The 12,929-nt window shown below is 35.9% G+C and carries 6 protein-coding genes; 2 read left to right on the top strand and 4 right to left on the bottom strand.

What is annotated here, in order from left to right; genetic code table 11:
• Positions 1–27: 27 nt before the first annotated feature.
• The 4 genes from HNP99_RS02050 to HNP99_RS02065 form a co-directional block, all read right to left on the bottom strand.
• Complete coding sequence (locus tag HNP99_RS02050; protein ID WP_173850753.1) at positions 28–1,185, bottom strand: MFS transporter; 1,158 nt, start codon at positions 1,183–1,185, stop codon at positions 28–30.
• A 139-nt stretch (positions 1,186–1,324) separates the two neighbouring features.
• Complete coding sequence (gene pbpC / locus HNP99_RS02055) at positions 1,325–3,700, bottom strand: penicillin-binding protein 1C (RefSeq protein ID WP_173850755.1); 2,376 nt, start codon at positions 3,698–3,700, stop codon at positions 1,325–1,327.
• A 53-nt stretch (positions 3,701–3,753) separates the two neighbouring features.
• On the bottom strand, positions 3,754–9,444 hold the full coding sequence (locus HNP99_RS02060; RefSeq protein ID WP_173850757.1) for an alpha-2-macroglobulin family protein: 5,691 nt from the start codon (positions 9,442–9,444) through the stop codon (positions 3,754–3,756).
• Positions 9,445–9,576: 132 nt separating this feature from the next.
• Positions 9,577–10,020: a nucleoside deaminase gene (locus HNP99_RS02065; protein WP_173850759.1), complete on the bottom strand. Its 444-nt coding sequence runs from the start codon at positions 10,018–10,020 to the stop codon at positions 9,577–9,579.
• A 123-nt stretch (positions 10,021–10,143) separates the two neighbouring features.
• Here HNP99_RS02065 and HNP99_RS02070 point away from each other — a divergent pair, with 123 nt between their 5' ends.
• Positions 10,144–11,931: a 1-deoxy-D-xylulose-5-phosphate synthase gene (locus tag HNP99_RS02070; RefSeq protein ID WP_173850761.1), complete on the top strand. Its 1,788-nt coding sequence runs from the start codon at positions 10,144–10,146 to the stop codon at positions 11,929–11,931.
• Positions 11,932–11,960: 29 nt separating this feature from the next.
• On the top strand, positions 11,961–12,929 hold the full coding sequence (locus HNP99_RS02075; RefSeq protein ID WP_173850763.1) for a DUF3078 domain-containing protein: 969 nt from the start codon (positions 11,961–11,963) through the stop codon (positions 12,927–12,929).

Genomic DNA, 12,929 nt, shown 5'->3' on the forward strand with positions numbered 1-12,929 from the left:
TACTACTAATTAGATCTATTAATAAGTTTATAAGTCTAAAAGCCTTCTTTTTCTTTGTAAAAAGAAAACAGTAATTAGCGCACCACTTAACGACATTACAACTCCTACTAAATTAGGTGTTGCATAGTTGAATCCTGCCACTAATGGCAATCCCCCTAAAAAAGCACCTAGCGCATTCCCCACATTAAAAGCAGCTTGTATAGAAGCCGATGCAATCAACTCGGAACCCACCGCTGTTCTAATCATTAAGATTTGTATCGCTGAACCAATCGAAAAAGAAATACAACCTGTTGTAAACACTAAAATTAAACTTGCATACTGATTTGAAGAAAAGAGATAAACCAGAACCAAATCAACCGAAAGTGACAGTAAAATAGCTATAATCGAAATCTCAGGAGAAAACCGATCTGTCAACTTCCCTCCTATTAAATTTCCTATTACCATTCCTAACCCGGCTAAAACCAAAATATAGGATACATTTTCAGCTGAGAATTTAGAGACGTTTGTTAACAATGGAGCAATATAACTAATCCAGCAAAACAATCCTCCTGTGCCTATGGCAGTAATCAAAATTACCAACCAAGCGTCTAGTTTTTTAAATACTTGCAATTGACTTTTTACTGTTACTTTTGCTCTGGCTTCTAAATTTGGCATCCAAAAATAAAGTGCCGCTATCGTTAATAGTCCTATAAAGGCAATAATAATAAACGTATACCGCCAAGCAAAGTGATGCCCTATGTAGGTTCCAAAAGGAACTCCAGCGAGATTTGCCACTGTTAAACCTGAAAACATAATGGATATAGCTTGTCCTTCTTTTCCTTTTTCTGCTAGTCTAGTTGCCACCACAGCACCCACACCAAAAAAAGCACCGTGTGGTAGTCCTGATAGTAAACGAGACAAGAACAAGAAATTATAAGAAGGTGCAATAATCGATAGTGAGTTAAAAATGGTCAACATCACCGCGAGAATCATTAAAATCTTTTTGGGAGGTGTATTTCGAGCAACCATTACAATTAATGGTGCGCCTATCACAACTCCTAACGCATAGGCTGATATTAAATACCCAGCCACCGGAATGGAAACTTTTAAATCTGATGCTATGTCCGGCAAAAGCCCCATCATTACAAACTCTGTTATTCCTATTGTCATACCGCCCAACATGAGCGACAGTAAACTTTTCTTCATTTAAATATTTTAATCATTTGGATTTAAAACCTATTTAAAAAACTTAAGTTAGGTCTTTATTATATTTTGCAAATTTAGAAATAAACAAACCCAAAATCAGCACAAATTTTTCTTAAAATCAAAACAACTTTTATCAAAATTATTCCCGAACAATCTCTATTTTTCTTCTAATTTCGTTACCATCCTCATCCTCAACGGTGATATAATGAAAACCTGAAACCGGTTCTATAGGCATTTCATGAAAGGTTTTTGTAACACCCTTATATACATTATCAACATACCAAAACAGTCGTGCTTCACTTTGCGAGTGCGCAACCTTTAATATCACAGGTTGTACTTTGCTATTAAAATCTTTGGTCAAATATATTTTACTATTGGCTTTAGGATAAATAAAATCCATTGAGGCAATTTGGCTACCACCACAATCAGCTCTAAAAGGCGGCAATGTTTGGTATGCGATATGATGACTTTTATAATACCACTCCATTACTGGTGGTAAAACAAACCAATTCTTTACCACTATGTTGTCAATATCCTCACAGCTACTGTTCACTCTAAACTGACCACTTTTATCTACATGAATCGTTTTGTGATACGGACAAATTGTAGTAGCACTTCCTTTTGAGGGTACCAATTGACTAATTTTTGGACAATTTTCTTGTGCTAGGTAACCACTTAACGAGCAAACTTCTACTTCCTTTAAATCTTTATAAGGAGTAGCAAACCACTTTTTTCTTGGTAACAAATTAAACACATCAAATAAAATAGGCGCAGCACTAGTCACACCAGTCAAAGTTGGACGTCCTTCCCCTGTAGCATTCCCTACCCAAACACCTACTACATATTTAGAGTTGGTTCCTATGGCCCAAGCATCTCGATTACCAAAACTTGTTCCGGTTTTCCAAGCAATTTTTAAAGCACTATCATAAAACTTCCAAGCTTCATCACCTTCCGGACGTCCCACTTGTTCCATCGCATTGTACGTAAGCCAAATAGATCCCGCTCCCAATATTGTTTTTTGATCACTTTGATCACCAAAATCTACTTTGTAGTTGTTGTGAATATTTAATTCTGCAAATTCTTTGGTTCTGTATTTCCCGTTATTTCTATTAAAATAATCTACTGTCGAGGATAATCCCGCATACGTTCGGCATAGATCCCACAAATTACTTTCGGCTCCACCTAAAATTAATGACAAACCATAATGATCAGGCGGCTGGGAAATATCCCTCAATTTAAATTTTTGCAATTCTTCATAAAACTTACTTACCCCAAAATCTTGTAGCATCAAAACCGCAGGGATATTTAATGAACGAGACAAAGCTCGATGGGCAGGAACAGCACCATCAAAAGTAAGGTTGTAATTCTGGGGTGCATAACCTGATATTTGTGTAGGAATATCAGGTACTAAAGTATTGGGTAGCAATTCTCCATCATCAAGCATTGCAGCGTACAACAACGGTTTTAAAATACTTCCTGTGCTCCTTGGTGCATCTATAATATCTACATCTTTTTGATGGTTTCTATCCGTAGGTGCATTACCTACATAACTTATCACATTCCTATTAGAGATATCAATTACAATAATCGCTAAATTATTGACTTCATTTTGTTTGTATTGATTATAATAGTATTTAGCTATTTGGTTGACCCTATTTTGCAATTCTACCTCAACGGTAGTTTTTACGCGTTCCCCTTCTTGATCTTTAACAACTTTTTGCAAAAGGTGCGGTGCAATTTGCGGCAGATCGTATGGTTTTTGAGGCAATGGCTCAGCTATTGAAAGAGTATACATTTGGCTATCTATAACTCCTTCCTTTTGTAATTTCAATAAAAGACGGTCTCTTTTTGCTCGCAATCGCTGCTGATTTTTACCCGGATAAATTAAACTAGGTGCATTAGGTAAAACTGCTAGTGTAGCACTTTGCGCCCATGATAATTGATGCGATTGAACACCAAAGTAGCGCCAAGATGCCATCTCGAGCCCAACAACATTTCCTCCAAAAGGAGCATGAGCCGCATACAAACCAAGAATTGATTCTTTTGAATAACCTAATTCTAATCGGGTGGCTAGGATTACTTCAATTACTTTTTCAAAATAGGTTCGGCTTTTGCCTTTTCTAGACAAGCGAATAACTTGTTGCGTAAGTGTACTCCCCCCGCGAACCACTTTCCTCGCAGCTCTATTTTGCTTCACTGCATTAAACATAGCAACGGGATTAAACCCTGGATGGTGATAAAAATGCTCGTCTTCAAAATAAACAATACATTTTTTGAATTTATCTGGAACGCTGTCTTGTTCTGGAAAACGCCATTGTCCGTCACGAGCAATTTTGGCGCCAAGCAAAACACCTTCTTTACTTTCAATAACCGTTGCATACGGTTCTTGAAACAAAGTGCTTGGTAAAGAAAAAAAATAAACCACCAACAGTATAGAAACTATTGATGATTTAATTTTATGCAGTTTTATCCAGTCAATGATGCGTTGCAAAAACGCTAATAGTTTATTCTTCAAGTAATCTCTTTAATATACCCAGCAGTTTATAAAACAGCTGAGTTAATTTATAATTATTTCACAACCTCAACCCATTGCCCTTTTGTTCTGGCTAGAAATGTATTATCATACATCGCTTCGCACTGTAATCCCGGCAAATAATAGGTTCCTAAATAAGAAGCATTCAACAATACTCTAAATGTTTTAGTTTCATTTGCTTTAAGTCCAAAGTAGAAATTCGTTCGATCATCACGTATGTCAATATAGTCAGCAACATTGTTAGTAGCGTCCCCGTAATCTGTAAATCTTGTGTTTACAATTTCAAACCCAGAAGGAAGAATTTGAGACAAGGCAACATTTTCAACACGCTCATTTTTTAAATTTCTAATGTTTATTTCTGCTATAAACTCCGTTCCTTGATCAATTCTACTCACATCAATTACAACACCTTTTCTATTTTTAAAACGTATTGAAGCTGCTAAATTATTTTGTAAAACCTGTTCTTGACCAATAGGCAAAATACCGCTATTTAAGACCCTTACATAAATCGTATTGTCTTTAGTATTGGTTAACGTTACTGAATTAACCCCTGCCTTAACGTCTAAAGATCGGTTTGCAATAGATTTCATCGTTTTTATAGTCTGGACTTTTCCATCTTTCCTAAATTGTACTGCAATACCTTTACTACCATTATTTTGAGCAAACTTAGACATTGCAAGCAAACAGTAGGCTGTAGTTTGCGTACTCATCCATTGATCACTCGCCATTTTCTTAGCTAACTGAGTCGCTACTGCAAATGCTTTTGCTTTTAAACCCAAGGAAATTAAAGTTTCTAAAGTCATGGCTTTATTTCTCTCGCTTGATCCGTAGTAATAATAACGACCATAGTTAGTATTCTCGTCATCAATAGTAGTTTTTAATAATAAAGACACACCCGCTGCTTTTTGGCCAGCCAAAGCGTAAGCCGAAGCCAATCGCAATTTACTTTCATTAGAAATAGCAGCGGTTTCTCTTAATCGATTCATCGAAGACAAATCAGGAGCACCCGCCAAAGCCAAAGTGTATAAACGGTAGGCTTGCGCCAAATCATTGCCATATTGTGGTAAAAATCGCCATTGTTTGGCTTCTCTCTGTTGGTACGAAATCCATTTAGATTTAAAGTTAATAGGCAATACATATCCTTTTTTCTCCGCCTCAACCAAGAAATGTCCCGCGTACGAAGTACCCCAATCATCTGCAACCGCATTCCCTTGCCAGTACGACAGTCCTCCATTTGCTAATTGAAAACCACCTAATCTAGTAATCCCTGCTGTTACATTTTTTTGAATTGCTTGTTGACGACCTGCATCAATATCAACCACATCATTCAAATACAATTGAGGAAAAACAGATGATGTAGTTTGCTCTACACAACCATGAGGATATCCTATTAAATATTGTAACCTTCGATTAAAATCGATAGTTGGCATTGACGAAACTTCTAGTTTCGCCTTATTACTTCCGGCAACACCAAAGGTTTCCCATGAAATTGTCTTAGAACTATTTGGTTCTAAAACTATATCTTTATAGGTATTTGTTATTGGGTTTGGATTGGTCATGTCAATTTCAACATCATAAGAAGCTCTTTCACTTCCCGAAATTGCGGTAATTGTTACTTTACCAATACCGGTGCTTTGGCCTACTTCTAAATTGAAATACGTCATTTTTTCGTCCGGATTTGAAAAATTTAACGTCTGAACTTTGGTTCCAATAACTCTCAGTCCATTATTTGTTTTTATTTCAACTCGTACGTTTTTTATGTTTTTTTCCATCGCAAAAACCGTAACTGGAATGGTCACTTTTTCAGAAGGAGAAATTTTTCTTGGCAATGAAGCCAATACCATTAACGGACTACGAACTGGAGTTGATTTTTCGACATTTCCGTACGCACTTGTACTTGCATCACCTGCAACCACCATAGTTCTTACTGACCCTATGTATTTTGGTAATTTTATTTGATGTGTTTTTGTTCCTCCCTTTGGTAATTGAAAAGGCCCAAGATAGATCACAACCGCTTTAAAACGATTGGCTTTTTTGGCTTTTCCGCCTCCTAAATCCTGATCTCCACCAATACTAAAAATTTGATTCACTTTACCACCATACGCACCAATAATATCATCGTAAACATCCCAAGTTTTCACTCCTAAGGCTTCACGACTGTAAAAACTATCCCAAGCATTCGGTGTTTTAAATCGGGTTAAATCTAATAATCCTTCATCTACAACTGCAATCGAGTATGTCATTGCTTTTCCTGACTGCTCACTTACTTGAACGTTAAAGGATTGTTCTGGTTTAAGCACTGCGGGCATCGAAATTTTGGGCACTAAAATGGTGTTTTTATCGACTACCTCGATGGGAACAATTCCGTACATCCTGATAGGCGAATCATTTTTAGTCGTTGCATGTGGTTGCAATAAAGTAATATTAAAAAATACATTGGGAGCCATTGCTGACGTAATAGGCACTTCCACTTTAGTTTCTCCTTTTTCAGTTACTGCCCAAAGTGTTTGAACTACTTTTGTTCCATTTTCGATCGAAATTAAAGCCCTTCCACCTTCACTTGATGGAAAAGATATTTCGGCTTTTTCACCTACAGCATAATTTTTTTTATTGGTAGAAAAAACCAACATACTCGCTGTTGAAGCATCAGTATTTCTGGTTTTACCTGACCACACTGGCCAATCAATCAAAACGGTTTGAGCAGTGGCATGTCCGCCATCTTCATCAGCAACACGCACTAAATATCGTCCCCACTCATCCTCATCTACTGCAAACTGAAAACTCCCTTTTCCATTAGAGTCAGTATTTACGTACATGGTTTTATATGAAGTAGTTGCATTAGACGAATTATAATTAGACAAATTATCTTCTGATGCATCCCACCACCATCGCCACTGTACCCTGAAAATTTTCACTTCAAGATCTCTTACTGATCTCGGTCTTCCGTTTTCATCTACAGTTACTACATCAAATCTATTGCTTTTTCCTGTTTCTAAGGTACCGTATTTATTAGGCTCTGGAGATTTTAAACCTACATAAACTTTGTATGGAGAATACGTTGTTGAAATCACATCCGAACTAAAATCACCACCCTCTTCATATACTTTAGTAATAAATGAAGCTCTTAACATTCCTGGAGCTTGTTTGTTTAATTTGGGTTGGATAGTTACCGAAGCTCTTCCGTTTCCATCAATTTTACCAGAGAAAATATTGATCTCTTCAGTATCAAATTTGCGAACTAAATCATCGAAACTATATTTTGGATAATTTTTAAAAGTAGTTGTTTGTTGCGAAAACTTAGCTTGCATTTCTACCTTCAAATTTCTAGCGATAGCACCGTGAAGCCAAGTTACCTCTAGATTGCTACTATTAGGATAAGAGGCAGAAAGAACCGCTCTTTTAAAACTATTTTTAATGCGCAAACGGTTGGGTTTAATAGTTTCAATTTTTACACTTTTATAAAACTTAGCACCACCTACACTCACCATGGCTTCCCAGTTTCCGGTAGGCGCATCAGCATCCGTTTTAACAATAAAAACATAATGATTTAGATCATTCGATTTTTGTACTTTTTGGTACACTACTTTTCCATTGGGATCCGAAAGTCTTAATTTTATTGGATGAGATTCCGGTAATTTATTCGCCGCGTCATTTAATATGAAAGATAAATACAAATCGTCTCCTGGGCGCCAAACACCTCTTTCTCCATAAATATATCCTTTTAATCCTTTTTGTAAAGTTTCACCAGCAACATCAAAATTACTAACTGACAATGACGTACCATCATCTAACTTGATATAGGTAGCACTTTTCCCTTCAGTAATAATAGCAAAATAGGCGAATTTATTCAGCTTAAAATTAGCTATACCATCACCATCTGTATTTTCTGTAGCTAATTTTTGTTGTTGGTAGCTGTACAATTCAATCTTAGCACCACTAACTGGTTCTGTTGTTACAATATTATTTACAGCGAAAAAATATGATTTATCAGCCCCACGTTTAGCAATAACACCCAAGTCCGAAGCTAGAATATTAGTCCCAACCTTTGTACCATAATAATAAGAATCTGTACACGGGTCTTCTCTCTCCTCCCAATTGTAGTTTTCATAATAATAGTCATCGTCATAATAAGAACCACTATAATTCACATCATCTTCATCTACTTCCTCTTGATCCTCCTCTTGACTATCCTCTGGATCTAAATTGGTACATTTATACAAAGAGTATGCTTTTTTAAATGAAAATTCAACTCTGTAGATGGCTCCTGGTTCCGGCGCTATAATTTGAGAAAGATCTAAAGCATAGGTATTCCATTTACTGGTATTTACTAAGGAATTTTCTTTTAAATTAATGGTTGTTTTGGCTATCGGCTGACTGACTCTTTTTAGATTCTGACTCCCGTTAATTTGATTATCCTGAAGAAATTGAAGAATATTATTTGAGTAAATTTTATAAACCTTTACATCAACCGCTCGCAAGTTTGCTGCTTCAAAATTCAGTTTTAGATTATTAGAACTTGGTAAAATGGTTCCGTTTTTAATGAATTTAACACCTGGTTTTACCTGATCAAAAGATATCTTAGTAGTATATGTTTCTTTCATCCTTTGACCGTAGCTACTTTCAATTCCTTGAAAAACTTCTACTAACAATTCTCCTGTCAATAATTGCTGTACCACTACTTCTGGCTCCACATACTCTACCACTGGAGGCGCAACAACAGCTACAGCGGCAGTATCTTTTACTACATTTTCAACACCAACACTATCTACGACTACATCAGTTACTTCTTCTTCAACAACCTCGGCTACTTCTTCAACTACTTTTTTAGAACTTACTGTTGTTTGATTATTAAAAAAAACTCTGAGTAGGTTACCATCCGTACTGAATTTTAAATTTCGAGCATTTTCAATTGATACTAAACCACTAAAATCTTGATCTTTGCGAAGCGGTTCTGAAAAATTGATTGTCATCGTTTGATTATTTCCTTCTGGAACATCAACTTTCATAATTTTAAAATCACCTTTTGCAGCAATTACATATTCAACCGCGTCTTTCTCTTCGGCATCGATGGCACTTTCATCAAAATTGATCGTTATCTTACTTTCATCGCTTAAACGTTGAATTTTATCCACAACAAATCTAAACTCTGTTCCTGAACGAACGGCTTTGTCAAACTTAATTGGAAGACTGTTACCGTTTTGTTGAGCTGAAACGAGTTTTATAGCCGACTCTAAATCAGTGACATCGGCAGTTTTTAAAATACAATTCAAATACTGCGAATCCTTACTGTACGATTGAATATCATTAGTTACAACTATATAGTTTTGCTTGATTGTTTTTACTGTAAAATTAAACTCAGACAACTCTTTTTTTGTTTCTATCAGTTTTTCTAAATGTAAGGTAACCTGATATTCAGTATCTTGTTTTAATTTTTCCTTGGGAATAAAAGCAATTGTATTTGCTGAGAGCGCTACTACTTTTCCGTCTACGCTAGGCGAAATATCAAATAAATCATTATCTAAAACCTGATTCGCTTTCCATTCTTTTTTATTAAAAGCTAAAACAACACGAATGTCAGACTGAGCAGAGACAATACCTCCCGTAAAATTGCTAATAAATTCTTTAAATAAGGAAAAATCAGAATTAAAATCAGAAGCTGATTTTTTAGAACATCCTTGGAATAAAAAAAACATACAAAACACGAGAACAAATCCTTTAATTTTCATTTCTTAAAACTTTAAAGAGTTAAAAATTCACACTTATGATTGAAAAAAAATCCTAACCAATTTAGTATGAATACAATTAAAGTAAATGTAGTATTTTTTTTGAAATATTTAAGAAGAAAATTCGGTAAATAACTATTTCCTTCTCGTTGCAAAAAAGCGTTTCATTAAGTCAGCAGCCTCATCAGCGAGAATACCTCTTCTTACAATAGTTTTAGGATGTAGTTGCGTGCCCATTTTTTCGTATCCGCGATGCGCGTCTGAAGCACCAAAAACAATGGTAGCAATTTGACTCCAATACAAAGCACCCGCACACATCTGGCAAGGTTCCAGCGTAACATAAAGTGTGCAGTCTTTTAGATATTTCCCTCCAAGATAATTTGCGGCAGCGGTTATAGATTGCATTTCAGCATGTGCAGTAACATCATTAAGCATTTCAGTAAGATTATGGCTTCTGGCAATAACAGTATTATTCACCACAATAATTGCCCCTACAGGAATTTCACCTTTATCAAAGGCCATTTCCGCTTCCTGTAAAGCTTTTTTCATGAAGTATTCGTCTGTGAAAGGGTTTATCATAATGTAGGCTGCAAAAATTTACAAAAAATGGTACTTCGTAACTCTTTGCTTATTTTGTGATTCTTTGTGAAACAACTTTTTTATCGATTACAAAAATACGATTTCAAATCGTACATTTGCTTCATGTCAGATAATTTACTTTCAAACATTAATTACCCCGCAGACTTACGACAACTAGACGAAGCGCAACTTCCTCAATTGGCGCAAGAATTACGCAATTTCATCATAGATATTGTTTCTGTAAAAGAAGGCCATCTTGGCGCTAGTTTAGGCGTTATAGAACTAACCATTGCCTTACACTATGTTTTCAATACTCCCGAGGATTTGTTGATTTGGGATGTAGGCCATCAGGCATATGGACATAAAATATTGACTGGTAGAAGAGAAAATTTTGACACCAATAGACGGTTAGGCGGAATTTCTGGTTTTCCCAAAAGAAGCGAGAGTATTTACGACGCTTTTGGCGTAGGCCACTCCTCTACTTCAATTTCGGCAGCATTAGGAATGGCGATTGCCTCCAATTTAAAAGGAGATTTTCACAAACAACACATTGCAGTGATTGGCGATGCCTCCATAGCTTCTGGAATGGCGTTTGAAGGCTTGAATCACGCTGGTGTTACTGACGCCAATTTATTAGTTATTCTTAACGATAACGCCATCGGAATTGACCCGAGTGTTGGTGCTTTAAAAGATTATCTAACTGCTGTAAAAACCGGTAAAAATCCGAGGCAGAATAACATGATGAAGTCGCTAAACTTTGATTATTCAGGACCTATAGATGGGCATGATATTCATGCGGTGATTAAAGAATTAAAACGATTACAAAAAATAAAAGGACCTAAATTTCTTCACGTGATTACCACTAAAGGAAAAGGTTTAAAACAAGCAGAAGAAGATCAGGTAAAATACCATGCTCCTGGAAAATTTGATGCGAAATCGGGAGAAATAATTTTGAAGTCAGAAGAGCATCTCCCTCCAAAATACCAAGATGTTTTTGGCTTGACCGTATTAGATTTGGCTCAAAAGAATAAAAAAATCATCGGAATCACTCCTGCAATGCCGTCTGGAAGTTCCCTAAAGTTCATGATGGAAGCTTTACCAGAGCGTGCTTTTGATGTGGGAATTGCAGAGCAACATGCTGTTACATTAGCGGCTGGTATGGCCACGCAAGGCATGATTGTGTATTGTAACATTTACTCGACTTTTTTACAACGTGCCTACGATCAAGTAATACATGATGTTGCTTTACAAAACTTACCCGTTATATTTTGCTTAGATCGTGCTGGTTTAGTGGGTGAAGATGGTGCTACACACCACGGCGTTTATGATATTGCTTATTTACGTTGCGTTCCCAATTTAATTATCTACGCACCGTTAAATGAAATAGCCCTTCAAAATATTTTATACACCGCACAACTGGGTTTACAAAATCCTATTGCAATTCGCTACCCAAGAGGGCGCGGTCAATTTTCTAATTGGAAACAAAATAATTTTGGGAAATACGAAAAAATCGAAATTGGAAAATCTGCTTGCTTAAAAACAGGAACTGATATCGCCGTTTTATCAACAGGAACAATTGGAAATAACGTAATTCAAGCTTTAGCAAATAGTTCAAATTCTGAAAAAATAGCTCATTATGATTTTCCTTTTATTAAGCCTTTAGATGAAATAGAACTACACAAAATATTTAGTAATTTTAAAGAAATAATCACTATAGAAGACGGGGCGGTTACTGGCGGTTTTGGAAGTGGAATATTAGAATTTGCATCGAGAAACAAATACCATACAAGTATAACTAAAATGGGGATTCCAGATGAATTTATTGAACATGGAACGGTTTTTGAGTTGCAACAATATTGCAAAATCGACGTTAAAAATTTGGAAATAATTTTTTCAAGAAAATCAAAATAATTATTTTGCGTCTTCTAACTAACTAACCTATGTCTAAAGTACCTTTTTCTCTCTGTTTATTATTCCTATTTTCGTCAACTGTATTTTCTCAAAAAATAATTACTACCAAGCAAGTCCCTAGAGTTACAGCACAGCGTGATACTCTTAGTCATTGGGTTAAGAAAAACCAAGTGGGATTTGACATTTCAGAAATTGCCTTTTTAAATTGGAGTGCTGGGGGAACAAGTTCAATTTCAGGTTTGTTAAAGTCAAAATTTACCCGTGTTTACACTCAAGAAAACTACAACTGGACAAATGAATTAGTAATGCGCTACGGTTTAAACAAACAAGACGGAATAGAAGTTCGAAAAACGGAAGATGTCTTTCAATACAACACTGCTTTTGGATATCGTAAAGACACCTTGTCTAACTGGTACCATACAGCCAAATTGAATTTCAATACGCAGTTTACCAACGGATATTCATACCCAAATACAAATACAGCCGTTTCTAAGCCATTTGCACCAGCCTATTTATTTGCAGGTGTTGGAGCTGAATATGCTAACAAAGAAAAAAGCAGAATGCTCTATATCTCTCCTTTTACTTCAAAAATGACTTTTGTATTGGACCAACGCCTGGCTGACTTAGGTACTTTTGGTGTTGTAAAAGCTACTTATGATACAGACGGAAACCTATTGACTCCTGGACAAAAATCCAAAATTGAACTTGGTTTTTTAGTCACAGCTTTATACAAACAAGAAATCGCAAAAAACATAACCCTTGAAAATAGGATAAGTTTATATTCTGACTATATCAACCATTTCGGAAATATTGACATCGACAACGATTTGTTAGTAGAATTAGTAGTTAACAACCATGTAAAAACAAACATTGGCGCACACATTATTTATGATGACGACATTAAAGCTAAAGAAGAAGTGGAGGGCGTTCAAGTTACTGTTGGCCCTAAACTTCAACTTAAGCAAGTATTAGGCGTGGGAATCACTTATGCTTTTTAA

The organism is Flavobacterium gelidicaeli (assembly GCF_013294005.1).
Lineage (GTDB): Bacteria > Bacteroidota > Bacteroidia > Flavobacteriales > Flavobacteriaceae > Flavobacterium.

Excerpts from the sequence above, each read along its gene's own strand:
- HNP99_RS02050 (WP_173850753.1), bottom strand. The coding sequence starts at position 1,185 with ATGAAGAAAAGTTTACTGTCGCTCATGTTGGGCGGTATGACAATAGGA.
- HNP99_RS02060 (WP_173850757.1), bottom strand. The coding sequence starts at position 9,444 with ATGAAAATTAAAGGATTTGTTCTCGTGTTTTGTATGTTTTTTTTATTC.
- HNP99_RS02065 (WP_173850759.1), bottom strand. The coding sequence starts at position 10,020 with ATGATAAACCCTTTCACAGACGAATACTTCATGAAAAAAGCTTTACAG.
- HNP99_RS02070 (WP_173850761.1), top strand. The coding sequence starts at position 10,144 with ATGTCAGATAATTTACTTTCAAACATTAATTACCCCGCAGACTTACGA.
- HNP99_RS02075 (WP_173850763.1), top strand. The coding sequence starts at position 11,961 with ATGTCTAAAGTACCTTTTTCTCTCTGTTTATTATTCCTATTTTCGTCA.